General features: G+C 71.4%; 22 protein-coding genes and 1 pseudogene. 12 read left to right on the top strand and 11 right to left on the bottom strand.

The genetic code is table 11. The features are described 5' to 3' along the window. Positions 1-30: 30 nt before the first annotated feature. The 7 genes from ACWGJB_RS15005 to ACWGJB_RS14975 all read right to left on the bottom strand — a co-directional run bounded on the left by ACWGJB_RS15005 (position 31) and on the right by ACWGJB_RS14975 (position 7,331). Positions 31-633: a hypothetical protein gene (locus ACWGJB_RS15005; RefSeq protein WP_453380568.1), complete on the bottom strand. Its 603-nt coding sequence runs from the start codon at positions 631-633 to the stop codon at positions 31-33. Next, complete coding sequence (locus ACWGJB_RS15000; RefSeq protein ID WP_453380567.1) at positions 620-2,158, bottom strand: substrate-binding domain-containing protein; 1,539 nt, start codon at positions 2,156-2,158, stop codon at positions 620-622. Before ACWGJB_RS15000 ends, ACWGJB_RS15005 begins: the two co-directional genes overlap by 14 nt. Further along, positions 2,155-3,354: a toxic anion resistance protein gene (locus tag ACWGJB_RS14995; protein WP_453380670.1), complete on the bottom strand. Its 1,200-nt coding sequence runs from the start codon at positions 3,352-3,354 to the stop codon at positions 2,155-2,157. Before ACWGJB_RS14995 ends, ACWGJB_RS15000 begins: the two co-directional genes overlap by 4 nt. 30 nt (positions 3,355-3,384) lie before the next feature. After that, positions 3,385-4,461, bottom strand: coding sequence for a hypothetical protein (locus ACWGJB_RS14990; protein ID WP_453380566.1), 1,077 nt, complete (start codon positions 4,459-4,461; stop codon positions 3,385-3,387). Between the two features lie 358 nt (positions 4,462-4,819). Further along, positions 4,820-5,227, bottom strand: coding sequence for an SCO4983 family protein (locus ACWGJB_RS14985; protein WP_453380565.1), 408 nt, complete (start codon positions 5,225-5,227; stop codon positions 4,820-4,822). Positions 5,228-5,340: 113 nt separating this feature from the next. Further along, positions 5,341-6,552: a pyridoxal phosphate-dependent aminotransferase gene (locus tag ACWGJB_RS14980; protein WP_453380564.1), complete on the bottom strand. Its 1,212-nt coding sequence runs from the start codon at positions 6,550-6,552 to the stop codon at positions 5,341-5,343. A gap of 176 nt (positions 6,553-6,728) precedes the next feature. Further along, positions 6,729-7,331, bottom strand: coding sequence for a hypothetical protein (locus ACWGJB_RS14975; protein ID WP_453380563.1), 603 nt, complete (start codon positions 7,329-7,331; stop codon positions 6,729-6,731). A 322-nt stretch (positions 7,332-7,653) separates the two neighbouring features. On the opposite strand from ACWGJB_RS14975, the gene ACWGJB_RS14970 reads away from it, so the two are divergent. Further along, positions 7,654-8,505, top strand: coding sequence for a trypsin-like serine peptidase (locus tag ACWGJB_RS14970; RefSeq protein WP_453380562.1), 852 nt, complete (start codon positions 7,654-7,656; stop codon positions 8,503-8,505). A 90-nt stretch (positions 8,506-8,595) separates the two neighbouring features. Here ACWGJB_RS14970 and ACWGJB_RS14965 read toward each other — a convergent pair whose 3' ends face one another. Together ACWGJB_RS14965 and ACWGJB_RS14960 are read right to left on the bottom strand one after the other, a co-directional pair. Further along, on the bottom strand, positions 8,596-10,212 hold the full coding sequence (locus tag ACWGJB_RS14965) for an N-acyl-D-amino-acid deacylase family protein (protein WP_453380561.1): 1,617 nt from the start codon (positions 10,210-10,212) through the stop codon (positions 8,596-8,598). A gap of 8 nt (positions 10,213-10,220) precedes the next feature. After that, positions 10,221-11,501 (bottom strand): alanine racemase, encoded by a 1,281-nt coding sequence (locus tag ACWGJB_RS14960; protein WP_453380560.1) that lies wholly within the window; start codon positions 11,499-11,501, stop codon positions 10,221-10,223. Between the two features lie 223 nt (positions 11,502-11,724). Between ACWGJB_RS14960 and ACWGJB_RS14955 the strand changes: the two genes are divergently transcribed. The 5 genes from ACWGJB_RS14955 (at position 11,725) to ACWGJB_RS14935 (ending at position 16,302) form a co-directional block, all read left to right on the top strand. Then, on the top strand, positions 11,725-12,765 hold the full coding sequence (locus ACWGJB_RS14955) for a sugar kinase (RefSeq protein ID WP_453380669.1): 1,041 nt from the start codon (positions 11,725-11,727) through the stop codon (positions 12,763-12,765). Continuing rightward, complete coding sequence (locus ACWGJB_RS14950; protein ID WP_453380559.1) at positions 12,762-13,526, top strand: IclR family transcriptional regulator; 765 nt, start codon at positions 12,762-12,764, stop codon at positions 13,524-13,526. Before ACWGJB_RS14955 ends, ACWGJB_RS14950 begins: the two co-directional genes overlap by 4 nt. Beyond that, entirely contained in the window at positions 13,526-13,939 is a 414-nt protein-coding gene (locus tag ACWGJB_RS14945; protein WP_404167424.1) for a RidA family protein, read from the top strand. Before ACWGJB_RS14950 ends, ACWGJB_RS14945 begins: the two co-directional genes overlap by 1 nt. Positions 13,940-14,060: 121 nt before the next feature. Continuing rightward, on the top strand, positions 14,061-15,542 hold the full coding sequence (locus tag ACWGJB_RS14940; RefSeq protein ID WP_453380558.1) for a GntP family permease: 1,482 nt from the start codon (positions 14,061-14,063) through the stop codon (positions 15,540-15,542). Between the two features lie 64 nt (positions 15,543-15,606). Next, positions 15,607-16,302, top strand: a complete 696-nt coding sequence (locus ACWGJB_RS14935) for a hypothetical protein (RefSeq protein ID WP_453380557.1) — start codon at positions 15,607-15,609, stop codon at positions 16,300-16,302. Positions 16,303-16,338: 36 nt separating this feature from the next. Here the strand turns inward: ACWGJB_RS14935 and ACWGJB_RS14930 are convergent, their stop codons facing one another. Next, a complete protein-coding gene (locus tag ACWGJB_RS14930) occupies positions 16,339-17,688 on the bottom strand; it encodes a M14 family metallopeptidase (protein ID WP_453380556.1) in 1,350 nt (449 codons plus the stop codon). Between the two features lie 283 nt (positions 17,689-17,971). On the opposite strand from ACWGJB_RS14930, the gene ACWGJB_RS14925 reads away from it, so the two are divergent. After that, positions 17,972-18,892, top strand: coding sequence for an anti-sigma factor RsbA family regulatory protein (locus tag ACWGJB_RS14925; RefSeq protein WP_453380555.1), 921 nt, complete (start codon positions 17,972-17,974; stop codon positions 18,890-18,892). A gap of 158 nt (positions 18,893-19,050) precedes the next feature. On the opposite strand, the gene ACWGJB_RS14920 is transcribed toward ACWGJB_RS14925, so the two are convergent. Further along, positions 19,051-20,775, bottom strand: coding sequence for a chitinase (locus ACWGJB_RS14920; protein WP_453380554.1), 1,725 nt, complete (start codon positions 20,773-20,775; stop codon positions 19,051-19,053). A gap of 235 nt (positions 20,776-21,010) precedes the next feature. Here ACWGJB_RS14920 and ACWGJB_RS14915 point away from each other — a divergent pair, with 235 nt between their 5' ends. From ACWGJB_RS14915 to ACWGJB_RS14895, 5 genes and pseudogenes are all read left to right on the top strand, one after another. Beyond that, positions 21,011-21,907 (top strand): hypothetical protein, encoded by an 897-nt coding sequence (locus tag ACWGJB_RS14915; RefSeq protein WP_453380553.1) that lies wholly within the window; start codon positions 21,011-21,013, stop codon positions 21,905-21,907. A gap of 63 nt (positions 21,908-21,970) precedes the next feature. Continuing rightward, on the top strand, positions 21,971-22,675 hold the full coding sequence (cpaB, locus tag ACWGJB_RS14910; RefSeq protein ID WP_453380552.1) for a Flp pilus assembly protein CpaB: 705 nt from the start codon (positions 21,971-21,973) through the stop codon (positions 22,673-22,675). 12 nt (positions 22,676-22,687) lie between these two features. Then, complete coding sequence (locus ACWGJB_RS14905; RefSeq protein WP_453380551.1) at positions 22,688-23,938, top strand: AAA family ATPase; 1,251 nt, start codon at positions 22,688-22,690, stop codon at positions 23,936-23,938. A gap of 218 nt (positions 23,939-24,156) precedes the next feature. Beyond that, the gene (locus ACWGJB_RS14900) at positions 24,157-24,483 is read left to right on the top strand and encodes a pilus assembly protein (protein WP_453380550.1); all 327 of its coding nucleotides are present in this window, start codon (positions 24,157-24,159) and stop codon (positions 24,481-24,483) included. Then, positions 24,483-24,712, top strand: a pseudogene (locus ACWGJB_RS14895) (hypothetical protein); the annotation flags it as partial. The gene ACWGJB_RS14900 and the pseudogene ACWGJB_RS14895, both read left to right, overlap by 1 nt.

The following is a 24,712-nucleotide window of genomic DNA, read 5'->3' as shown; positions in this document are numbered from 1 at the left end:
CCGCACCGGGAGGCCGGCCCTTCCCGTGGGCTAGTTGTTCCGGTCCTCCAGGTACCGGGTGTGGGTCTCCTGGCGCCTGGCCTCCGCGTCCCGGAGGCCCGCCGCCAACTGCTCGGCCTCCTCCTTGAGAAGGCCCAACTGGCGTTCCAGATGCCGCTCCGGCGGCTCCTGCCCGGGCGTCAGACGCGTCCACCACCGGGTGCGGACGAAGCTGTCGACCGCCTCCGGGATGTCCTGCCGTACCGTCCGCGACAGCACATGGACGCCCTCCGGGTCCTGGGCCAGCAGCTCGGCCGCCCAGCCCGGGTCCAGCAACGCGGTGAGCAGGTCGGTCAGTTCGCCGAGCCGGGTCTGCGCCGAAGCGGGCAGGCCGACCTCCGTCAGATAGGTCTCCAGTTTCCCGAAGTCGGCCCGCACTCCCTCCAGCTGGGCCGACGGCGTCGGGAAGTCCGGCAGCGGCGGCCGCTGGGGCGGGGCGATCAGCGCGCCCGCGCCGTACAGACCCGCCACCACCACCGGCCAGTACGGGCCGGCCACCCCGGTGAAGGTGAGGACCAGGCCGAGCAGACCGCCCGCGCAGCCGGTGAGGTTCTTGCGGGACTCCAGGTAGCCGAGCAGCCTATTGGTAGCCACGGATCTCCTCGAAGGCGCCGTCCAGGGAGCCCTGCTGGGCGTCGAAGAGACGGCCGCCGGTCAGGGCGGCGATGTGCTGCAGTTCGGTGCGGGAGGAGTCCCCGAACAGGATCGGGAAGACGGGGATGTTCCGCTGGGTGGTGGACAGACCGCGGTAGAAGTCGTCGAACTCGCCGGCCTTGGCGCCCGTGGTGTTCTCGCCGTCCGTCATCAGCACGATCGAGGTGAAGGTGTCCCGGTCGGTGCGCAGCCGGTCGTACGCCTTCTCCAGCGAGGTGTAGATGGCGGTGTTGCCGTCGGCCCGCAGGACGTCGGTGTCCTTGCGGATCGCGTTCAGGCCGGTGTCCGGGTCGGCCGGGTCGACGACGTGGGTGCTGACGTTCTTCACGTCCGAGCCGAACGGCATCAACGTGACCTCCTCGCGGTCGCGGAAGTCGCCCGTGAGGTCGGTGAGGGCCTTCTTCAGGCGGGCGAGACGGTCGCCCTCCATCGAGCCCGAGGTGTCCAGGACGTAGACCGTGCGGGACGGCCGGCGCAGCTCGTTCTCGTACGCGGAGATCAGCCCGTCGGCCACCGACTTGCTGCCCGGGAAGGGGAGTTCACGGCGACGGGAGGTGTCAAGACCGGCGGCCGGCGGCACCGAGGCGACCACCGGGCGGCGGTGCGTGGTGTCCGTGACGAGCTTCTGCACGGCCGTCGTGCGCAGGTCCTCGGCCACCCTGCGGACGTCCTCGCGGGTGTCGGCGGAGGAGGCGGCCAGCGAGGAGAGCGGGTAGTCCGCGGTGATCACGCCGTCGGCGGGGCGGATCACGGTGAGGTCCGGGATGCCCTTGAGGACGGACTCGTAGTTGAGCAGGGCGTCGACGTCGCCGCGCCGCCGGTAGGCGGAGGCCAGCCAGCCGGAGGAGCCCGAGGTCAGGGTCTGGCCCTTGAAGAACTTCTTCAGCCGCGGGGTCGCCTTGGCCACGTCGGCGTCCGTGAGCGCCGACTGGGCGCCGGAGAGCGCGGAGGCCACCGAGACCAGGGTGGAGAAACCGGAGTTGGAGCGGGCCGGGTCGGTCATGCCGTAGGTCAGCCTGCCGGCCTCCACGGCCTGCTCGATCTGCGACCAGGTGACGTCGGCCGGCTTCCAGCCGAGCGACCTGACGGTGGCCGTCCTGACGCCGATCGCGACCGGGCTGGACATGATCGAGGTCTCCGAGACCACCTTCTTCGCCGCCTGAGGGCGCAGCCGCAGATAGTCGTCGGAGGACAGCCACAGGGCGTCGTACGCCCCGTCCGCCTTGCCCTGGGCGACCAGGTCGACGGCGTCCAGGGTGCCCATGTAGGTGGGGCGGATCGTCACGCCGGTGTCCTTGCGGACGCGGTCGAAGACGGCCGTCATGTCGCTGAGTTCGGAGGAGGCGAGGACCCGCAGGGTGCCGGGCTTCGGGGCCGTGGCGTCGTCGTCCTGGTGGTTTTCGGAGGTGCACCCGGTCAGCAGGGCGGCGCCGGCGAGCAGGGTCAGCAGCGGGCGTCTGTTCATGCCGGGCCGCCCTCCAGCGCGCCCTTGGAGCGGCTGCGCTCCAGGTAGGCACTGGCCGACTGGAGTTCGTCCGTGAGGGACTGCACGGTGTTCGCCATCACCTCGGTCGCCTGCACCTTGTAGGTGTCGATGGCGTCCAGGGTGCGGTAGATCTGCTGGAAGGCGGCGCGCAGCGTCTCGGCGCCGACGGCCGGGTCGGCGGCGATGCGCTGGATCTCCCCGCTCTGGCTCGCGAGCATCTCGGCATTGCCCCGGATGAGGTCCTCGGTCGTCCCACGCAACGCGTTGACCTGCTCGATGACCTTCTTCTGGTTGTCCAGCGCGGAGGCCAGCATCACCGAGATACGCAGGGCCGACACGGTGGTGGTGGCGGCGCGTTCGACGCCCTTGATCAGCTCGTCGTTGTTGCGTCGTACGACGTCCATCGCCAGGTAGCCCTGCGCGGACACCGCGAGCTGGGTGAGCAGGTCCTGGTGCTTCTGCCGGACCGGGAAGAGCACGTCGGCGCGGAGCGCGTCGGCCTCCTGGGGGTCCGGGTGCCGGCCGATGTGCTGCTCGACGGCGGTGTCCAGGGCCTGGGTGAGGACGACGTACTCCTGGAGCTTGCCCATCGTCTCCCAGAGCCGGACCCGCTCGGTCTGCAACGCGGCGTTGTCCCGGCGGAGTTCGTCCTGGCCGCCGCGCAGCGAGCCCACGATCTTGTTCAACGTGCCCTGTGCGGAAGCGTACTTGGCGACGTGGTCGCGGAGCCTGTTGCCGCCGGGCAGCCGGGAGAGGAACTTGCGGCCCTTGCCCGCGGGCAGGTCGCGCGGGTCCAGGTCCTCGACGACCCGGCGGAGTTCGACGAGCGAGCCGGCGACCTTGCCCTGGGCGTCGCCGCCCTTGTCGGGCAGGCTGCGGACGGCACGCTCCAGCATGCGGTTGGACTGCGAGGCGGCGCTGCGCATCTCGCCGGCGCCGAGCCCGGTGATCTCGCCGACCTTGCTCGCGAACTCCGGTGACCGCGCGTCCAGGGCGGCCAGGTCCCGGACGTACACGGAGGCCTTGTGCGCCATGTCGGTACGGACACCGTCGTCGACGGGCACGAGTCCGCCGGCCTTCTCCCGCGGCACCGGCGCGACCGCCTCGGGCGGGGTCAGCGTGAAGACGTCCTCACCGCTCAGCGTGGGCGGGTGCTCGCCGCCGCTCGGCCTCATCTTGTCGAAGTTGCTCACAGGATCCCCCCGTCAGCCGCGCGCCCGGCGGGCCATCTCGTGCAGCACCGCGGAGGTGGGCACGGGCGCCTGCCGGACGCCGGTCAGTGTCTGGTTGAGGTACGCGGCCCGGTCGGCGGTGGCCGTGACGAACTCGGCGGAGTCGCCCTGGGGCCGGAAGCCGTGCTTCACGGCGAGCTTGCGCAGGGTTGGATCGGTGCTGAGGAGGTCGCCGAGCTCCCGGCCGGCGTCGTCCATCGGCACGATCGTGTGGTCGCTGTTGACCGTGGTGTCCGGGTAGAGGACCACCAGGTCGTCGGCGCCGTGCCGGTCGGCGAGCAGCGAGACGACCTGCGACTCGTAGAGGCACACCAGCGGGTTGCCGGCACCGCTGATGAAGTCCCGGAAGACCGAGTCGCTGCTGGGCTGCTGGGCGCCCTGGACGCTGACCAGCTTGTGCAGCAGGGGTGCGGTCTTCGCGACGGCGGCGTCGCTCGCCACGACCTGGCCGCCGTTGGCGACGTAGGAGGCGGCGGCGAGGTAGAGGGCGCCGGAGTTGGAGGTCTCCGGGTCGGTGCTGGTGATGTACAGCGTCCCGGTCAGCTCGCCGTGCGCCTTGGCCCCCTTGAGCTGCTGCCAGGTCCGGTCGTGCCGGGCGGCGTCCAGGTAGGCGGCCATCTTCAGGGTGCCCTTGCCCTTGCCGTCGAGCACGGCGAGGCCGTTCGCGGCCAGTACTTCGGCGGCGCTGCGATGGGCCACCACCACGAGGGGCGAGTAGAAGGGCCGGGGGAGGGGCTGGCGGGCGTGGTACTTCGCGGCCAGCTGGTCGGCGGGTGCCGAGCTGGACGGGAACGCGAAGTCATAGCCCTTCAGGTCCAGGCCGTCCATGGCCCAGGACCCCGACGCCTCCGTCTTCACGGTGTAGCCCTTGGCGGCGAGGGCCTTCACCACATCGGGATCGGCGAAGAAGTCCGACTTCTCCGAACCGATCACACCACGCACGGTCTTCGTTGCCGTGCCCTTGTCGTCCCCTTGCCGGCCTGCGACGACGGCAGCCACCACGCCACCGATCAGCAGCACCGCCAGGACGATTCCCGCGATACGTCTCACGCCGGGGAGCGTGCTCGCGGAACTCCACATTCCAGGGCGCTCAGGGTGAACGGGGCGTGAAGTGGACGTCCCGGATTACAACGGGGGGACGAGGACCGGTCAGGGGTGCGGTGGGGCCGACAGAAGAGTCCGCCGCGACGGCGCTCGGCCCGTGCGGCGGGATTCGGCGGTGCCGGACGGCGGTCGGAGCGGCACCGCCGGGCCGCGCCGTGGTGGCTGGTCGCCGTTGCGGCGGGAAGAGGCCGCCTGCGGGGAGGCGGGGGTGGTGGCAACCCGGTCCGCGCGGGGTTTGGGGGCGCGCGGACCGGGGCCGTCTGGGGGTGTGGCGGATCGGCCGGGGGCGGGTGGTCGGCTCGGGTCAGGCCGTCGTGGTGAGTTCCGTCGCCGCCGCGTGGGCGTCCATGCGTTCCGCCGCGAGGATCGCCGCCGAGGTGTCCGCCCGGGACGCCGCGACCACCAGTGCGCGGCCGGCCAGCGCGTGGGCGCGCTCGTGCAGGGACGCCGGCTGCCCTACCGCGGCCGGCGACGCGCGGACCGGCGTACGTCCGCCCCGCAGCCGGGTCACCTGCTCCGCCAGCCGGATCGCGGCGGCGTCGAGGTCGGTGGACGGCGTGAGGCCGCGCAGCTCGTCGGTGACGGCGAGCAGCGCCGCGAGATGTCCCGCGAGCTGGATGTCCAGCTCCTCCTCGCGCGTCCGGTGGGGGAAGTCGGAAGACGCGCCGGCCATCGTGCTGTGGACCGACTTGGTGCGGATCGCTTCGTACATGGGAGATGGCCTCCTGTGCTGTCAGGAAGCCATCCTACCTTAGATCTCGTCTAAAGTTGACCCGGTTCACGGTCCGTGGGCCGGTGGCTACGGCGGGCCCCGGCCACCCGCGGCTACCGCTGCCCGTAGCCGTCCAGGAACCGGCCGATCCGGCCGATCGCGTCCCGCAGGTCGCCCACCGACGGCAGGGTCACCACCCGGAAGTGATCCGGCTCCGGCCAGTTGAAGCCGGTGCCCTGGACGACCATGATCTTCTCCTGCCGCAGCAGGTCCAGGACCATCTGCCGGTCGTCCTTGATCTTGAAGACCTGGGGGTCGAGGCGCGGGAAGAGATACAGGGCGCCCTTGGGCCGGACGCAGGTCACGCCCGGGATCTGGGTGAGCAGCTCGTACGCCGTGTCCACCTGCTCCTTCAGGCGCCCGCCCGGCAGTACCAGCTCGTTGATCGACTGGCGTCCGCTGAGCGCGGCCACGACCCCGTGCTGGCCGGGCATGTTCGCGCACAGCCGCATGTTCGCCAGGATCGTCAGGCCCTCGATGTAGGAGTCGGCGTGTGCGCGGGGGCCGGAGACGGCCATCCAGCCGACCCGGTAACCGGCCACCCGGTAGGCCTTGGACATGCCGTTGAAGGTGAGCGTGAGCAGGTCCGGGGCGATCGCGGCGGTCGGGGTGTGCGTGGCGTCGTCGTAGAGGATCTTGTCGTAGATCTCGTCCGAGCAGACCAGGAGGTTGTGGCGGCGGGCGATGTCGGTCAGCCCGCGCAGCATCGCCTCGTCGTACACCGCGCCCGTCGGGTTGTTCGGGTTGATGATGACGATCGCCTTGGTGCGGTCGGTGACCTTGCGCTCGATGTCGGCGAGGTCGGGCATCCAGTCCGACTGCTCGTCGCAGCGGTAGTGGACCGCGGTGCCGCCGGAGAGGGAGACGGCGGCCGTCCACAGGGGGTAGTCCGGCGCCGGGACGAGGACCTCGTCGCCGTCGTCCAGCAGGCCCTGCATCGCCATCACGATCAGCTCGGAGACGCCGTTGCCGATGAAGACGTGCTCGACGTCGGTCTCGATGCCGATGGTCTGGTTGTGCATGACGACCGCGCGCCGGGCGGCCAGCAGGCCCTTCGCGTCGCCGTAGCCGTGCGCCGAGGAGACGTTGCGGAGGATGTCCTCCAGGATCTCCGGCGGGCAGTCGAAGCCGAAGGCGGCCGGGTTCCCGGTGTTGAGCTTGAGGATGCGGTGTCCCGCCGCCTCCAGCCGCATCGCCTCCTCGAGAACCGGGCCCCGGATCTCGTAACAGACGTTGGCGAGCTTGGTCGACTGGATCACCTGCATGCCGGTGAGCTTACGGTGCGGTAACGCTCGTCGCGTCGTGTTTTCCACCACTTGAGACACGAAAACTCCCGATGGTTTGGCCTGTTATCGCCGGTAGCTGTCTCATCGGCCCCTTCCCTCCTAGAATCCGCGTCCATGCCGAGACCTGCCGAGGACGAGACCGGGGCGCCCAGCGTCTACCAACCGCAGGGGGGCGGACCGGCCCCCGTGTACGAGGAGTACCGGGACCCGGCGTCCGCACACGGCTGGCTCAACGCGTACGACGAGACACGCGAGTTGCCCCGGATCACACCCGCCGCGCCCGCCGTGCCGGCACCCGCGTCGGCACCCGTACCGGCGGAGGGCCGGGCGCAGCGGCGGCGGTCGGCCCGCGACGCGGAGGGCCGGCGTTCGAGACGCAGGGTGGTCGCCGTGGGCGCGGCGGGCGCCGCGTCCGTGGCCGCGCTGGTCGCCGGGTTCGCCCTCTCCTCCTCGTCGGACGGCCCCCAGGACGGCCGGAGCCGTACGGAGCGGACGGTCGGCGAGTCCTCGTCGCGCCCGCCGCAGGCCGCCCCGAGCAGCGCGTCCGTCACCCCCTCCGCCACGTCGGCCGTACCGGCGGCAGGGGGCGTGCCGTCCACCCGGGCGGCCTCGTCCGCGAGTGTCCGGCCGTCCACCACCGCGTCCACCACCGCGTCCGCGCCGCCCGCCGGCGCCTCGCCGCGCACAGGCCCGACCGCCGGCGCGAGCGCGACACCCTCACCGACCGCCACCACCGGGACACCGACCGGGACCCCCACGTACGGGGGACACGGCTGGGGGCACGGGCGGGGCGGCGGCGGCCGGTCCCACTAGGGGGGCGAGCCTCGCGAGCCGTCGGGCTGTCCGCGCCTCAAGTGGTCCCAGGGCCGTGAGCGGCGCAGCCGCGACCTCGATGCGCGGATCACGGCCGGCATTCGGACGTTCTTCGAGTACGTCGACGCCGCATGTGCGGAAATCCGCCAACGCCGGTCCTGAAACAACTCCTTGCCCCACCACCTCCCTCCCCTCACAATGCACATGACAAATCAAGCGGCGGCCGGAAGATCTCCGGTCGCCTTGTCGTCAAGAGGGGACCCCCACATGAACAAGCCTCTCGTCGCCGCGCTCGCTTCCCTGGCCATCACCGGGCTGGGCGTGGTTCCGGCGGTCGCCGCACCCGCGGCCAAGGCCGACGCGCGGCCGAAGGCGGCCGCCGCGGTGACCGTCAACTTCGCCGGCACCGTCTCGCTCAGCAACTGCTCCGGCTCCGTCATCCGCTTCCCGAACTCCGCGGACACCGACCCGGCGCTGGTGCTGACCAACGGCCACTGCCTGGAGACCGGCTTCCCCGAGCCCGGCGAGGTCATCACCGGCCAGTCCTCCAGCCGTACCTTCGGCCTGCTGAACTCCGCCGGCACCAAGGTCGCCACGCTCCGCGCCAACCAGGTCGTCTACTCGACGATGACCGACACGGACGTCACGATCTACCGCACCACCACGACGTACGCGGCGATCAAGAGCTCCTACGGCATCAGCCCGCTCACCGTCAGCAGCACTCACCCCGTCGCCGGTACCGCCATCAAGGTCGTCTCCGGCTACTGGAAGACGATCTACAGCTGCAACATCGACGGGTTCGTGTACCGGCTGAAGGAGGGCGACTGGACCTGGAAGGACTCGGTCCGTTACACCTCCGCGTGCAACACGATCGGCGGGACCTCGGGCTCGCCGGTGATCGACACCACCACGGGGCAGGTCGTCGCCGTCAACAACACCGGCAACGAGGACGGGGAGCGGTGCACCGTGGACAACCCGTGCGAGGTGGACGCGAGCGGGAACGTCACGGTGCGGCAGGGGATCAACTACGCGGAGGAGACATACATCATTCCGGCGTGCTTCACGACGGGGAATGTGCTGAACCTCAGTGCGAGTGGTTGCACCCTGCCCAAGCCGTAGGGGGTGGCGGGCGGCCGTGTGTGTCTGCGGGTGGGTGGGGGCCGGTCGCGCCCACGCGGCGGCAGCCGCGGATCGACACGGCCCCGCGACCTAAAGACCTTGCGGTGGACGTCGGACGGCGCGTCCCGCCAGTTCGTCCGTCCTTCGGCCGTCCTCGATCACGAAGCGGCCGTCGATCAGGACGTAGGGGATGCCCGTCGGCAGTCTGCGCGGGTTCTCGAACGTCGAGCCCGCCGCCACCGTCTCCGGGTCGAAGAGGACGACGTCGGCCCGATAGCCCTCGCGGATCAGGCCGCGGTCCGGCAGGCGCAGCCGGGCCGCGGGGCGGGCGGTGAGGTGGGCGACGCACTCCTCCAGGGAGAGGACGCCCAACTCCCGTACGTAGTGCCCTAGGTAGTGCGGGAACGTGCCGTACGCCCGGGGGTGCGGCTTGGTGCCCTGGAGGATGCCGTCCGAGCCGCCGGTGTGGACGCGGTGGCGCATGATCGCGCGGACGTTCTCCTCGTGGCCGACGTGCTGGAGGATCGACGGGGCGAGCCGGTCCGCCAGCAGCAGCCGGCGGGCCGTCGTCCACGGGGCCTCGCCGCGCAGCCGCGCCGACTCCGCCACCGTACGGCCGACGAAGTCCGCCAGCGCCGGGTCGGCCACGCCGGAGATCTCGATCGTGTCCCACTCGATGGGGACGCCGTGGCAGCCGTCGGAGCCGAGGGACTCGACGTGGTGGCGGATGCGCTCGGCCGTATCGTCGTCCGCCAGCTTCGCCAGGACCGCGTCCGGGCCGCCCTCGTTCGCCCAGCTCGGCAGCATCGCCGCGAGGGTCGTGCTGCCGGGGGTGTAGGGGTAGGTGTCGAGCGTGATGTCGGCGCCGGCCGCGAGGGCCTGGTCCAGCAATGACAGCAACTCGGGTGCCCGGCCCTTGTTCACGCCGAAGTTCATGGTGGCGTGGGCCAGGTGGAGGGAGCAGTCCGCCTCCCGGGACAGGGCCACCATCTCCTCGTACGCCTCCAGGGCGCCCGCCCCGTACGAGCGGTGGTGCGGGCAGTAGTAGCCGCCGTACGACGCCACCACCCGGCACAGCTCGGTCAGTTCGGCGTCCGCGGCGTACATGCCGGGGGTGTAGGTGAGGCCGGAGGACATGCCGACCGCGCCCTGTGCCATGCCCTCCGCCACCAGCCGGCGCATCCGGTCCAGCTCGGCCGGGGTGACCTCGCGGTCCTCCCAGCCGACGGCCAGCGCACGGACCGTGCCCTGGGGGATCAGGTAGGCCGCGTTGACGGCGATGCCCCGGTCCAGGCGGTCCAGGTACTCGCCCACCGAGCGCCAGTCGAAGTCGATGTCGTCGCCGTGGCCGTTCCAGCCGGCGATGGCCCGGCGCACCTCGGCGAGGGTGCGGTCGTCGACGGGGGCGTACGACAGCCCGTCCTGGCCGAGGACCTCGAGGGTGACCCCCTGTGCGGCCTTGGCGCTGTGGTCCGGGTCGCGGAGCAGGGCGAGGTCGCTGTGGGCGTGCATGTCGATGAAGCCGGGGGCGAGGACCAGACCCTCGGCGTCCAGCTCGCGCGTCGCGCGCGGGCGCTGGCAGCCGGCCGCCGCGGCCTCCTTGACGATGGTGACGATCCGGCCCCCGTCGATGACCACGTCCGCGCGGTGGGCGGGGGCCCCGCTGCCGTCGACGACGTCCGCGTCCCGGATGACGAGCTGGTCCACGGGCCCTCCTAGAAGAACGTGCGGACGTAGTCGACGACCGTGCCGTCCGCCTCGGCGACCGGGATCAGCTGCCACTTGTCGAACGACGTGCACGGGTGCGAGAGACCCAGGCCCACCCAGTCCCCGACCTGGACGTCCGCCTCGTGGGTGGTGGCGAGCCAGGCGTGCTGGTCGGACAGGCCGGTGACCGACACGCCGGTCGCCGGGCGCTCCGTACCGTCCCGGCGGATCACCTGGGCGAATGGGAGGTCCAGGTCGTAGGCCGCGTCCCGCTTGCCCGCGTTGGCGAAGGCCTGCTCCGCGGAGGGGCGGGAGACGATCTGCGCCCAGAGCCGGAAGGCCGGCTCCAGGGCGCCCTCCTCGGGGACGCGGTTGAAGGGGGTGACCTCCCGGTAGCGGCCGTCGTCGTGCGAGACGTAGGCGCCGGACCGCAGCAACTTCAGTACGGGGAGGGAGAGTGCGGGGATGCCGGCGAAGGCGTCGGCGACCGCGTCGAACCAGGCGCTGCCGCCCGCGCTGACGATGATCTCGTCGGTGCCCGCGAACCGTCCCGCCTTGTCGAAGTCGACGGCGAGCGCGACGAGCCGGCGCAGATAGGCGTGCACCCGGTCGGGGTCGGCCTGCGGGACCTCGCCCTCGTACCCGGCGACCCCGACCAGCCGCAGGGTTCCCGCCGCCCCGGCCACCGCGTCCGCGACCGCCGCGCACTCCGCCTCGGTACGGACGCCGGTACGGGCGCCCTCCCCGGCGGCCAGCTCCACGACGACGTCGACCGGACGGGTGCTTCCCTTCAGCGCCGCGTCCATCAGCTCCACCCCGCGCACGGAGTCGACGTAACAGACGAAGCGGAACTCCGTGTCGCGCTCCAGCTCGGCGGCGATCCAGCGCAGCGCCGGGCCGTCCACGAGCTCGTTCGCGAGGAAGATCCGCCGGGTGCCGAAGGCGCGGGCCACCCGCACCTGGTGCGGGACGGCGAGCGTGATGCCCCACGCCCCGTGCTCGATCTGGCGCCGGAAGAGCTGTGGGGCCATGGAGGTCTTGCCGTGCGGGGCGAAGGCGAGGCCGTGCCGCTCGGTGTACGTCTCCATGAGCGCGAGATTGTGCTCCAGGCGCTCGGCGGAGAGGGCCAGCACGGGCGTGGCGAAGCCGTCGGAGAACAGGTTGCGGCGCTGGGCGGTCAGCTCGCCGACGGTGAGGCCCTCGGCGTCGGGCGGGAGGCCCTTGAAACGGTGGTCGACGCGTTCCTCCGTGAGACGGGCGAGCGCGTCGGTGCCGGTGTCGAAGGACACGGAGCCTCCCTGATCTGGTGGGTTGCATTGTGTGCAACGCCCATTGCGTATATCGCTTACCGCTGTCTAACATCCACGCCAACGCCGGGTCAATGGAGCCCGCAGCAACCCCCGACTCCCGGCTTCGCCCGAGCCGGGGGGACCCCGTCGACGAGGAGCCACGACCATCGTGAAGGCCACGGACGCCGTTGACGCCGTTTGCGTCGTGGACGCCGCTGATGTCGTGGACGCTGTTGATGCCGTGGACGCCTCGGACGTCGTCGCCCTCGGCGAGTCCATGGTGACGTTCCTGCCCACGCGGCCGGGGCGCCTCGCGGACGTACCGTCCTTCGACCGTGCGATCGGCGGCGCGGAGTCCAACGTGGCGTGTGCCCTGGCCGCGGCGGGACATTCGGTGCGGTGGGTCAGCCGGGTCGGCGCGGACGGGTTCGGCGACCACCTGGTGGAGACGGTGGCTTCGTACGGCGTGGACGTCGCGTGCGTGGACCGTGATCCCGGGCGACCGACAGGGGTGTACTTCCGTACGGCCGGGGACCGGGCGACGGACGCCCATGAGGTCGCGTACTACCGGGCGGGGTCGGCGGCGTCGGCGATGTCGGTGGAGACCGTGGACCTGGCCGCGGTTCGCGCGGCCCGGATCCTGCACCTGTCGGGCATCACGGCCGCGCTGTCGCCCGGCTGCCTGGACCTGCTGAGGGAGCTGACGGCTCCCGCCGGGGGGCGGCCGGTGGTGTCCTTCGACGTCAACCACCGGCGCGGGCTGTGGGGTTCGGGCGACGGGCCGGATGTCCTGCTGGAGCTGGCGCGCCGGGCCGACATCGTGTTCGTGGGAGAGGACGAGGCGGAGGAGGCGTGGGGGGTGACGGGAGGCCCGGAATCGGTTCGCGAGCTGCTGCCGGAGCCGGGCGTGCTGGTGGTGAAGCAGGGTGGAGCGGGGGCCTCGGCATTCGAGTCGGGTGTGGGTGCCGCCACCTTCGAACCCGCCCCCGCCGTGGACGTCGTCGCCCCCGTCGGTGCCGGTGACGCCTTCGCCGCCGGGTTTCTCTCCGGGACCCTGCGCGGACTGCCCCTGTGGCGCACACTGCGGCTCGGTCACCTCTACGCCGCCGCCGCTCTCACCACCCCCGCCGACCTCGCCGCACCCCCCGCCCGCGACACCGCGGACCGTCTGACCGCCCTCGACGCCGACGCGTGGGAGAGACTTCGACTCGGCCCCGGCTGGACCGAAGCCGACGCGGCCGAAGAGGAGGTACGCACCCCATGAGCCAGACCGTCGACCGAGCGCTCAGCATCCTGCCGCTGCTCGCCGAGGGCCCCGCCGACCTCGGCCGGGTCGCCGAGCGCCTCGGCGTGCACAAGTCGACCGCGCTGCGGCTGCTGCGCACCCTCCACGAACACGGGCTGGTCTACCGGCAGTCCGACCAGCGCTACCGCCTCGGCGCCCGGCTCTTCGCGCTCGCCCAGGAGGCGATGGAGAACCTCGACATCCGCGAGATCGCCCACCCCCACCTGGCCCGCCTCAACGAGGCCTGCGGGCACACCGTGCACCTCGCCGTGTTCGAGGAGGGCGAGGTCCTCTACATCGACAAGGTCGAGAGCCGCTACCCGGTGCGCATGTACTCGCGGATCGGCAAGCCGGTGGCCATCACCGTCGCCGCCGTCGCCAAGCTGCTCCTCGCCGACCTGCCCGAGCCCGAGCGGCGCGCCCTCGCCGACAAGCTCGAGTACCCCATGTACACGGCCCGTTCGACACCGAACGCGGAGGCCTTCCGCAAGGAACTGGCCAAGGTGCGCGAACAGGGCTGGGCCACCGACCTCGGCGGCCACGAGGAGTCCATCAACTGCGTCGCGGCCCCCATCCGCGGCGCCGACGGCCGGGTCGTCGCCGCGATGTCGGTCTCCGCGCCCAACGTCGTAGTCACCGCCGACGAACTCCTCACCCTGCTCCCGCAGGTGCGCCGTACGGCGGACGCGATCAGCGGCGAGTACTCAGGCAGAACCCCGATCAAGGAAGCCGGCAACTGATGACCGAGAAGACCGCCCTCACCCCCACGACCCACACCACCCCGCCCGCCAAGTTCTCCCACGGCGTGCGGAAGGGCAACATCCTCCAGGTCGCCGGACAGGTCGGCTTCCTGCCCGCCGAGGAGGGCAAGCCCCCGACCCCGGCCGGCCCCACGCTCCGCGAGCAGACCCTCCAGACCCTCGCCAACGTCAAGGCGATCCTGGAGGAGGGCGGCGCCTCCTGGGACGACGTGATGATGATCCGCGTCTATCTGACGGACGTGGACCACTTCGCCGAGATGAACGGCATCTACAACACCTACTTCGAGGAGCAGGGCCTCACCGCCCCGCCCGCCGCCCGGACCACCGTCTACGTCGGTCTGCCCGCCGGCCTCCTCATCGAGATCGACGCCCTCGCCGTACTCGACGCCTGACGTCCCCCCCCCCGCAACTCCCGCACACCGCACACCGGTCACGGCACGGCAGCCCCGTCGGGCGCCGTGCCGCGATCCTCCCTGCCCGAAAGCACCATGTACTTACGAAGAGGACCCCCACATGTCATCCCTACCGCTCGCCGCCTCCACCGCACCAGCCACCCCACCCCACACCGGAGGACTGCTCCTCCTCCTCGACGGCACCGCGGGACTGCTCACCGTCGCCGCCATCGGCATCGCCCTGCTGCTCTTCCTCATCATCAAGGCGCGGCTCCAGCCCTTCGTCGCCCTGCTCGCCGTCTCCATAGCCGTCGGCCTGCTGGCCGGTCTCTCCGTCACCGAACTCTTCGGCACCGTCCAGCGTTCGGACGCCGTCTCCACCATCGAGTCCGGCATGGGCGGCATCCTCGGCCATGTCGCGATCATCATCGGCCTCGGCACCATGCTCGGCGCGATCCTCGAAGTCAGCGGTGGGGCGGAGGTGTTGGCCTCCCGGCTGCTCAACCTCTTCGGGGAGAGGCGGGCGCCGCTCGCCATGGGCCTCACCGGGCTCATCTTCGGTATCCCGGTCTTCTTCGACGTCGGCATCTTCGTGCTCGCGCCGCTCGTCTACGCGGCCGCCAAGCGCGGCGGCAAGTCGATCCTGCTCTACTGCCTCCCGCTGCTCGCCGGTCTCTCCATGACCCACGCCTTCCTGCCGCCGCACCCCGGCCCGGTGGCCGCCGCCGCTCTGCTGCACGTCCAACTCGGCTGGGTCATCCTCATGGGCATCGTCTGCGGTATCCCGGCGGTGCTGGCCGCATGGGTGTACTCGGCCTGGATCGGCAGGCGGATCTTCGTCGCCGTACCGCAGGACATGGTCGAGGCGGCCGACGAGGCCAAGCAGGCCGTGCTGGCCGAGCAGCGGGCGGCCGGCGTCGAGCCGCAGGAGAAGCCCGTCGCGCTCGGCACGGTCCTCGCCATCATCGGTACGCCGCTGGTCCTGATCCTCGCCGCGACCTTCTCGTCCATCGCCCTGGACCCCTCCACGGGCCGCTCGGTGATCGAGTTCTTCGGTACGCCGATGGTCGCCCTGACCATCGCCCTGGTGCTCGCCTACTACCTGCTGGGCATCCGGCGCGGCTGGTCCCGCAAGTCCCTGGAGACGGTGTCCACCGCGTCCCTCAAGCCTGTCGGCAACATCCTGCTGGTGGTCGGCGCCGGCGGGATCTTCGGTGCCGTGCTGAAGGCCAGCGGGGTCGCCCAGGCGCTGTCCGACACCTTCAACGGAGTGGGCCTCCCGGTGATCGTCCTCTCCTACCTGATCTCCGTCGTGCTGCGGGTCGCGCAGGGCTCGGCGACGGTGGCGATCGTGACCACGGCGGGCATCGTCGCCCCGCTGCTGAGCGAGGGCCACCACTCCCAGGCCTTCGTCGCCCTCGTCATCATGGCCATCTCGGCGGGCTCCATCTTCGCCTCGCACGTCAACGACGGCGGCTTCTGGATGGTCGCCAAGTACTTCGGCATCAGCGAGCGGGACACCCTGAAGACCTGGACCGTCCTGGAGACGGTGCTCTCGGTGGCCGGCTTCGCGGTGGCGGCCGTGCTCAGCGTCTTCGTGTAGGCGTCTGATAACGAAGTCGGGGCTGGCTGTCTCCGGCACAGGTTCTTGGACCATACTGCCCGCTGTGGAGCAGCGCATAGGAGCCAACAGCCAGCCCCTGGAAGGCGCCGGATTCGACCCGGCCTTCATCCCCGGGCTCACCTCGCCCGAGTCCGCCGAGCCGGAGGACGCGGGGGCGAAGGCCGCCGAGGCGGAAGAGGCCGGGGCGGAAGAGGCCGAGGGCGTCGAGGACACGGCCGAGCCGGCGTCCGCGACCAAGGCCCCGACCAAGGCCCCGACCAAGGCCCCGACCAAGGCCGAGGACGAGGCCGCGGCGGACGAGGACGACGACGAGGAGACCGCCGGCGGTCCCCTCTTCGAGGCCTCCGACCGGCGCGCCCGGATAGTGGCCGACCACCAGGGCGTGCGCCTCAGTCTCGACGAGGAGAAGTGCGAGTTCCGCTGGGACGAGATCGGCGCGATCGAGACCGAGGCACCGCGCTTCGGGAAGCGCTTCACGATCACCGTCCACACGCCGGACCGCCGCTGGTATCCCATCGAGATCGAGGCGACGTCCCGCTCCCGCTTCAAGGAGTGGGAGGACGACCTGGACGCGGTCCTGGACGCGTACTTCGAGGACGGCGAGGAAGAGGAAGACGTCCTGGAGACGGCCGACAAGGCCGCTGCCGAGACCGAGACCGAGACCGAGACCGAGACCGCGAAGAAGGCCGAGGACAAGGCCGAGGCCGAGGCCGAGGACAAGGTCCGCGACAAGAAGTAGCCCGGTACAGGCGGGCGGCCCCGGTCCCGTGGCCGCCTAGCCGCAGTACTGCGCTTCCTTCCCGATCGACCGGTACATGCAGTCCGCGTTCTCCAGCAGCTGGAACACCGCGTCCCGGTTCCGGGAGGTCTCCCGTTCGATCACCTCGTCGGGCGGATAGAACCCGCCCCCGGAACTGGACGTCGGGTACATCTCGAACGTGAAGTCGAAGATCTTCTGCGTACCCCACAGATAGTCGTCGATCGACCCGTCCGTGATGTACAGATCGCTGGACTGCTCCGGCGTGTAGCCGTTGCTGGCCGCCATCTTCTGCCCCACGGCCTTGAACGCGGCCGCGTCGTCCGCGGTCATCCCGGTGGCGGTGTCGGCCGTCGTGTACCCGTACGGCCACAGCACCAGTTCGCTGTACGTGTGGAAGTCGATCCCGGCCTTGATCTGCTGCTTCCCGCCGACGACCCGGCTGCGCACGAAGTCGGCGACGACCTTCACCTCGGGCGCCGACTCGGCGGCCGCGCCCCGGTAGGTCTCCGCGGACGTGCTGCCCGAGGACCCGCCGCAGCAGCCCCATCGGTAGTTCCAGTTCCGGTTCAGGTCCGTACCGACGTACGAGGAGCCGGAGTTGGGCTGCCGGTTCTTGCGCCACGACCGGTACGAGCCGGTGGCGATGTCGTACTCGCCGCCGTCCGGGTTGAGGTCCGGCACGATCCAGATCTCCCGGCTGTTGACGATGTTCGTGACCCTGGAGTCGGAGCCGTATCCCGCGCCCAGCTCCCGCAGCAGATACAGCGCCATCTCCACCGTGAGGTGCTCGCGCGCGTGCTGGTGGAAGGTGAGGAGGACCTCGGGTTCGTTCTCGTCCGTCGCCACGTTGTCGCTGACCTTGATGGCGACGATGTCCCGGCCCTGGTACGACTTGCCGATCACCTGCCTGCTCATGATGGCGGGGTAGGCGGCGAGCCGCTGGCCGATCTCGGCGTTCGCCTCGGCGTAGTTGTGGTACTTCGAGTCGGCCGTCGGGAAGTCGAACAGGCGCAGCCCGTCGGCGGCGGTGGACCGGTCGGGGGCCGCGCCGAGGGGCGTGACGTCGTAGCCGAGGCGTTTCAGCGCGGCGATCTGCGGGGCCCGTCCGGAGACGACCACCGTCTCCTCGTCGGCCTCGTCCACGGTGACGCCGGTCTGCTGGATGGCCGCGCGGGTCACCGGGGTGGTGCTCTGGTGGATCTCGTACTGCCGGACGTCGTCGGCCGAGGGCGGCGCCGGGCGCGTGCTGTCGGCGGACGCGTGGGTGGCCGTCGCCGACACGGGGGCCGCGAGGGCGAGGGCCAGCAGGGCGCCGAGCGCGGCGGTCCGGCCGCGGGCGCCGGAGCCGCGCATGCGAAGTCGCATGAAGTCTCCTGGGGGAGGTGGGGGGGCAGTGCGACGTGCCTGTGCAGTTGTTGTGCGAAGGCTGTGCGAGTGCCACTCATCGTCGAAGGAATGGCATGAACAGGTCAAGACGGTAAAACCGGCCGCGGAAACCAGCCGCGCGAAACGGCCGCGCAGATTACGCCTTTACCCGCAACCGCAGGCGGCCCCCACCGAAATACACCCGCCCGCGTGACGTCCGTGTGCGTCTCCGCGGTCCGCCGGGAGACCGTGGACGGACGGCCAGGAGGAGGGCTGGGTGACGATGAGCACCAGTACGAGCGCGCGCCCCACCGCGGCCGAGGGCCGCTTCGACCACCGGATGGCCGTGTTCGGCTCGGACGAAGGGTTCGTCGCCGCCGCCCTGCCCTTCCTCGCCGAGGGGCTCGCCGCCCCCGACGAGCCTCCGCCCGTCGCCATCGCCGCCCCCGGCCTGCTGGCCGCCCTGCGCGACGCGCTCGGCACCGACGCCAGGGACATCGGCTTCATCGACCACACCGACTGGTACACGGGCACGGCCGCCAACGCCGTGGCCCAGGGCGCCGGCTACCTCGCCGCGAACGCCGGACCCGGCGGCCGTGTCCACCTGCTCATGGAGCCCGACTGGGCGGGCCGCGCCGGGCGTTCGGCGCGGGAGAGCACCGAGTGGATCCGCTACGAGTCCCTCGCCAACCTCCTGTTCGCCCCCTTCGCCACCACCGTCCTGTGCGCCTACGACAACCGGACGGCGGGCCCGGCGGTCGTCGACGCGGCCCGTCGCGCCCACCCGGGTACCGGGGTGTACGAGCAACCGCCGGTACTGGTACGCGAACTGGACGCCGTGCCGCTGCCCCCGCCGCCGCGGGCGGTCACCCGGCTGCCGGCCGCGGAGTCGGTACGCGCCTGGGCGGCCGGACAGGGGCTGGCGGCCGCGGACGCGGAGCTGTTCGCACGGGCGGTCGTGGCCGCGGCCGGCGCCCATGGTCCGGTCGTCGAGTTCCTCGCCTGGGGCGAGGCCCCGGCCTGCGTCTGCGAGCTGCGGCTGTGTCGGGCGGTGGCGGATCCGCTGGCCGGGTTCGTGCCGCCGGGGAGCGCGGAACCGGGGCCGGAGCAGGGGCTGTGGTTCACCCGCCAGGTGTGCGCGTACGTCGATGTGCGGGACGGGGCGCCGGGGGACCGGGCGAGGATCCGCGTCCAGTACGCGTGAACGGTGTGGTTCGGGCTCGGTGCGTGCGGGTGCGAGTGGCTCTGCCGGGTGGGCCGCGACGGGGGGTGGTCGTCGCGGCCCGTTCGCGGGTACGGGCGGGTGGGGGCCGGTCGCGGCCCCTTGGGTGAGTTCACCCAAGGGGCGCTCACCAGTGATCGCTACGGCAGGCCGTGGACGTGGGCTCCCACCGAGTTGGACCACGCGTTGCCCGACGACGCGTCCCAGTTGGTCGACCAGGTCATCGCGCCGCGCAGGTCGGGGTAGGTCGTCGACGGCTTGAAGGAGCCGCAGTTGGTGGCCTTGGTCAGGCAGTCCAGGGCGTTGTTGACCACCGTCGGCGAGACGTAGCCGCTGCCCGCCGCGCTGGTCGACGCCGGCAGGCCGAGGCCCACCTGGGACGGGGACAGCCCGCCCTGCAGCTGGATGCAGGCCAGCGCGGTGAGGAAGTCCACCGAGCCCTGGCTGTACACCTTGCCGTCGCAGCCCAGCATGGAACCGCTGTTGTAGTACTGCATGTTGACGACCGTGAGGATGTCCTTGATGTTCAGGGCCGTCTGGAAGTACCCGTTGGACGTCGACTGCATGTCGATCGTCTGCGGCGCCATGGTGATGATCAGCGACGAGCCCGCCTTCGACGACAGCGAGCGCAGCGCCTGGCTCATGTAGGTGGCGTTGATGCCGTTCTCCAGGTCGATGTCGACGCCGTCGAAGCCGTACGTCTGCATCAGCGAATAGACGGAGTTGGCGAAGTTCGTCGCGGACGCCGAGTCACTCACCGAGATCGTGCCGTTCTGGCCGCCGATCGAGATGATGACCTTCTTGCCGGCCGCCTTCTTTGCCTGGATGTCGGCCTTGAACTGGTCGACCGTGTACCCGCCGAGCCCGGCGGAGTCGAGGGTGAAGCTGACCGCGCCCGGGGTGCTGGTCGCGTCCGCGAAGGCGACGGCGATGATGTCGTACGAGGAGGGCACGTCGGAGATCTTCTGGACGGTCGCGCCGTTGTTGAAGTTCTGCCAGTAGCCCGTCACCGCGTGCTTGGGCAGCGTGCCGCCGCCGTTGCCGCCGGAGGCGGTCGTGGTCGCCGTCACCGCCGTCGACTTGGCGGACTCGCCCGCCGAGTTGGTCGCGGTGACCTGGAAGGAGTACGACGTCGAGGCGGCGAGGCCGGTGATGGTGGCCGAGGCGCCGGTGACCGCCGTGACCTTGGTGCCGTTGCGGTAGACGTTGTAGCCGGTCGCGCCCGACACCGCGCTCCAGGACAGGGACGCCGAGGACGACGTCGTACCGGAGACCGCGAGGCCGGTCGGGGTCGCCGGGACGGTCGGCGCCGGGTCGGAACCGCCGCCGCCGTCGGGGCCGTAGACCGAGACGTCGTCGGCGTAGTAGGCGGGCTGGCCGTACCAGCCGTGCGTCCAGACCGTGACCGAGGTGGTCGAGGAACCGGTGGTGAAGGTCGTCGACAGCTGCGTCCAGGACGTGTTCGGGGTCCAGGTCGACACGTCCGTGGTGCCGGTGCCGGTCACACCGAGGTAGGTGTAGGAGCCCTGCACCCACGCGCTCAGCGTGTAGGTGGAGTTGGCCTTCACCGCCACCGTCTGGCTGCACTGGGCGTAGTCCTGCCCGGCCGGGGTCGCCTTGAGGGCGGCGGCGCCGGAGTGGACGGGGGAGGAGACGGTCGTACCGCTGCCGGCGGAACAGGTCCAGTTGGCGAGGGCCGACTCGAAGCCGGCGTTCTTCACGTTGTTGACGTCGGCGGCGGAGGCCGGGGAGGAGGCCAGGCCCGCCATCGCGAGTGCGGTGGCGAGCGCGGCCACGGCCGACCAGGTTCGGATACCTCGCTGTCCGGCATGCCGGGACACGAGTCGGGGGATGAGTCTGGGCATGACAATCAAGGTGGTCCAGACCAATTCACGTGTCAATAGGTCCAGACCAAATTCAAAGCCGCCGCTGACCGGATCAGTCCCCGGTCATATGCTCAACCTGTCCCGATTTGAAGCTACTTGTGTGGTCACGGATCCCAGACAGCTGGACAAACGCTGTTCTCCGGTCACAGAGGCGTGGTTACAGTGCTGAGGTAGTCACGCAATGAAGTCGTCCCGGCTCATTGGAGTAACACCGGTGGGCCGCCGGGGTGTGAAGAGCGGGGAGCTGCGCGTGCCAACTGCCATTGCCGTGACCAGCGCCGACATGGCGCTGCCGGTGCAGGACGAGCGGACCATGCCCGCGGTCGTGCTCCGCGACCTGGACCAGCGGCCCCTCGACCAGACCCTCGCCGAGTTCGTGGCGCTCATCGAGCAGCACGGGCACGTGATCGTCGTCTGCTCCGCGGCCGTACCCGAAGCCGTGACCCGGCGCCTGCACACCCTGCGCTCCCTGCTGGAGAGCGACCGGATCGCCCTGTTCCGCCCCGACCTGCCGCCCCTCGGCATCGCCGTCCTGGCCCGGCAGTTGCGGCAGCTGGCCTCCTGCGACCTCAGCCCCGGCGTTCTCGCGTCGGCCGGCCGGCTGCTCACCCACTACATCCACTCCGGCGCGGTCCTCGGCTCGGTCGCCAAGCTGGACCGGGTCCCGGTCACCCTCAAGGCGCACGCCAAGTCCTGGATGCCCGGCACCCAGTTCGCGGTCGTCGCGCACCCCCAGCCGCAACTGGTCCGGGTCGGCCCGGACACGACCCTGACCGGACCCGAGTTCAGCACCTGGATGCTGGTCGCCAGGGGACAGCTGCAGTCCGAGTGGATCGGCGGCCTCGCCAAGACCTGGGGCTCGTACGGCCTGCGCGAGACCCCGCTGCCGGCCGAGTCGTCCCGGTGGTGGGGGACCGGCCGGATGATCGAGTTCACCAGCTATCTCGCCGACCTGTCGGTCCTCTACCAACTGGTCACCTCGGTCCGGCAGACCAGCTGTCACTGGTGCGGCATCGACGTCATCGGCGACCGCTGTGTCTTCTGCTCAGCCACCCCGCCCGTCTACGACCCCCCGGCGCACCGCGCGCTGGAGCAGCGGACGCCCGCCTGACCCGTACCACCCACCGCTCGGTTCCCCCACGTCCCCGCTTCCCCCGATGAGGTCGCACGGTCCATGAACTCCCGTCAGCGCCGCGGCGTGATACTCCTGATCCTGTCGGTGATCTGCGCGCTCGGCGCGTTCGCCGGCGTGCTCTCGGTCATCGACAACGCGAAGTCCGAGGTCGGCCCCAAGGTCACCGCGTACAAGGTCCGGTCGGACGTCAAGCCGTACACGACGCTGAGCGCCGGCCAGTTCCAGAAGGTCGAGATGCCCAAGCGGTGGCTGTCCGCCAACGCCGTCACCAGCCTCAGCGCGATCGAGGGAAAGATCGCGGTCACCACACTGAAGAAGGGCTCGCTGCTCCAGACCGACATGATCGTCGACCAGCCCGCGCTGAAGGCCGGCGAGCAGGAGGTCGCGATCATGATCGACGCGGCCACCGGAGTGGCCGGCAAGATCACCCCGGGCTCGCTGGTCAACGTCTACGCCACCTTCCAGGGCAAGCAGCAGAGCGACCCCGACCAGTCGAAGATCATCGTGACCAACGCCCGGGTCCTGGACGTCGGCGCCCAGCTCAGCTACGTGGACCCGGACAACCGGAACCAGCAGCCCAGCGACGCGGTCCCCATCACCTTCGCGCTGTCCACGCTCGACGCCCAGCGCCTCACCTACGCGGAGTCCTTCGCCCAGCGGGTCCGGCTGGCCCTGGTCGCGCCCGGCACGACCACCACCGTGCCGGACAAGGACCGCACCTACGAACTCGCGACGGACAAGTGAGAGGCGCCTCGCATGCCCATCAGGATCCTCCCCGCCGTCTGTGACGTGGACGCCGTCCGCTCCCTGGTCTCCCTGCTCAGCCAGCTCCCGGACAGCGAACCGCTGCCGCCCGTCGCCGACTCCACCCAACTCGTCGACACCCTGGCCCGGTTCGCCGCCGAGTCCGTCGACGAACTCCCCGAGGTCGTCGTCGTCCACGAACGCATCGGCCCGGTCCCGGCCCTGGAACTGATCCGCGAGGTCGCCCTGCGCTTCCCGGCGGTCGGAGTCGTCCTCGTCACCACCGACACCAGCCCCGGCCTGTTCGCCGCCGCGATGGACTCCGGCGCCCGCGGCCTGGTGGGGCTCCCCATGAGCTACGAGGAGCTGGCCGGCCGCGTCCAGGCGGTCGCCCAGTGGTCCACGGGCGTACGGCGCCACCTCGGCCACGGCGCGGACGCGTTCGCCGGCGTCGGCGGGACCGTCGTCACCGTCAGCGGCGCCAAGGGCGGGACCGGCGCGACCCTGGTGGCGATCCAGATCGCCCTCGCCGCGCAGGCCTCCGGCCACTCCACCGCCCTGGTCGACCTCGACCTCCAGACCGGGGACGTCGCCTCCTACCTGGACGTCCAGTTCCGCCGCTCGGTCGCCGACCTGGCCGCGGTGGGCGACATCTCCCCCCGCGTGATGGCCGAGGCCGTCTTCCGCCACGACTCCGGGCTCGCCCTGCTCCTCGCACCCGCCGAGGGCGAACGCGGCGAGGAGGTCACCGACCGGGCCGCCCGCCAGATCCTCAGCGCCCTGCGCTCCCGCTACGAGATCGTGGTCGTCGACTGCGGTGCCCAGCTCGGCGGGGCGGGCGCGGCGGCCGTGGAGACCGCCGACCTGGCCCTCCTGGTGACCACGCCCGACGTGGTCGCCGTACGCGCCGCCAAGCGCACGGTGCGGATGTGGGACCGGCTGCAGATCCGCAAGGCCGAGGAGACCACGGTGGTCGTCAACCGGCACACCAGGGCCACGGAGATCCAGCCGGCCCTGATCCAGCGGATCACCGGCACCGCGCTGGCGGGGACCCCGATCCCCGCCAACTTCAAGGAACTCCAGGGCGTGGTGGACGCCGGACGCATCCACGAACTGGACGCCCGCAGCACGGTGAAGCAGGCGCTGTGGGCGCTCGCGGGGGAGCTGGGCCTGGTACGGACGGCGGAGGGAACGGTGCCGCGCCGGGCGCGGGGCGCGGAGCGGCCGGCGGTGGGTTTCCGGCGGCGGAGGGAGCTGCCATGAAAGGCCGTCGGCCGGGTGCGGGTGCGTTGGGGCTGGCCGCGCAGTTCCCCGCGCCCCTTGGGCGCGCTTCAGCGAAGCGCGTCTTTGAAGCGTCCCGCAAGGAAGCGCCCCGTAGGGGCGCGGGGAACTGCGCGCTCAGCCCCCACCGGCCCGCACCCGGCCGACGGCCCGCCGCGCCCGCACCCGACCGCGGCCAAGTCACTATCGAACTCCTCGGCATGACCCCGGTCATCATCCTCACCCTCGTGCTCATGTGGCAGGCCGTTCTCGTCGGATACGCCTTCACCCTCGCCGGAAACGCCGCCGACGAAGGCGCCCGGGCGGCCACGGCCGTCCCCCCGGGGGAACGGGAGGGCGTCTGCGAGCAGGCCGCGCTGAAGGATCTCTCCAGCGCCTGGCGGGAGGGCGCCCAGGTGCGATGCGGCGGCACCGGCATGGTCACCGCCGACGTCTCCCTGCGCGTCCCGGTGCTCTTCCCCGGCACCATCGACTTCCCCGTCACCGTGCACGGCCACGCCGGCACGGTGGAGGAGGTGAAGCGCTGATGCGCCGCAACCTGCGCGACCGCGGCCAGGTCGCCGTCGAATACCTCGGGTTCATCCCGGTCCTGCTCATCGTCGGGCTGGCCGGCATCCAGCTCGGCGCCGTCGCCTACGCCGCCGAGCAGGCCGGGACGGGGGGGGGGGTGCGGGGGGGGGGGGGCGCGCAGGCGAGACAAAAGGATACGGGGCTGCGGCCGGCGCCGCGACGGCCGGCAGGAGGGGGAAAGGAAGA

This window comes from Streptomyces sp. NPDC054813 (assembly GCF_053611365.1).
The sequence above is the reverse complement of the archived record's forward strand: the minus strand, read 5'-3'. Positions and strand labels throughout refer to the sequence as shown.

Excerpts from the sequence above, each read along its gene's own strand:
- ACWGJB_RS15000 (WP_453380567.1), bottom strand. The coding sequence starts at position 2,158 with ATGAACAGACGCCCGCTGCTGACCCTGCTCGCCGGCGCCGCCCTGCTG.
- ACWGJB_RS14900 (WP_453380550.1), top strand. The coding sequence starts at position 24,157 with ATGACCCCGGTCATCATCCTCACCCTCGTGCTCATGTGGCAGGCCGTT.
- ACWGJB_RS14950 (WP_453380559.1), top strand. The coding sequence starts at position 12,762 with ATGAGCCAGACCGTCGACCGAGCGCTCAGCATCCTGCCGCTGCTCGCC.
- ACWGJB_RS14925 (WP_453380555.1), top strand. The coding sequence starts at position 17,972 with ATGAGCACCAGTACGAGCGCGCGCCCCACCGCGGCCGAGGGCCGCTTC.
- ACWGJB_RS14940 (WP_453380558.1), top strand. The coding sequence starts at position 14,061 with ATGTCATCCCTACCGCTCGCCGCCTCCACCGCACCAGCCACCCCACCC.
- ACWGJB_RS14970 (WP_453380562.1), top strand. The coding sequence starts at position 7,654 with ATGAACAAGCCTCTCGTCGCCGCGCTCGCTTCCCTGGCCATCACCGGG.
- ACWGJB_RS14945 (WP_404167424.1), top strand. The coding sequence starts at position 13,526 with ATGACCGAGAAGACCGCCCTCACCCCCACGACCCACACCACCCCGCCC.
- ACWGJB_RS14930 (WP_453380556.1), bottom strand. The coding sequence starts at position 17,688 with ATGCGACTTCGCATGCGCGGCTCCGGCGCCCGCGGCCGGACCGCCGCG.
- ACWGJB_RS14920 (WP_453380554.1), bottom strand. The coding sequence starts at position 20,775 with ATGCCCAGACTCATCCCCCGACTCGTGTCCCGGCATGCCGGACAGCGA.
- ACWGJB_RS14985 (WP_453380565.1), bottom strand. The coding sequence starts at position 5,227 with ATGTACGAAGCGATCCGCACCAAGTCGGTCCACAGCACGATGGCCGGC.
- ACWGJB_RS14905 (WP_453380551.1), top strand. The coding sequence starts at position 22,688 with ATGCCCATCAGGATCCTCCCCGCCGTCTGTGACGTGGACGCCGTCCGC.
- ACWGJB_RS14980 (WP_453380564.1), bottom strand. The coding sequence starts at position 6,552 with ATGCAGGTGATCCAGTCGACCAAGCTCGCCAACGTCTGTTACGAGATC.
- ACWGJB_RS14995 (WP_453380670.1), bottom strand. The coding sequence starts at position 3,354 with ATGAGGCCGAGCGGCGGCGAGCACCCGCCCACGCTGAGCGGTGAGGAC.
- cpaB (WP_453380552.1), top strand. The coding sequence starts at position 21,971 with ATGAACTCCCGTCAGCGCCGCGGCGTGATACTCCTGATCCTGTCGGTG.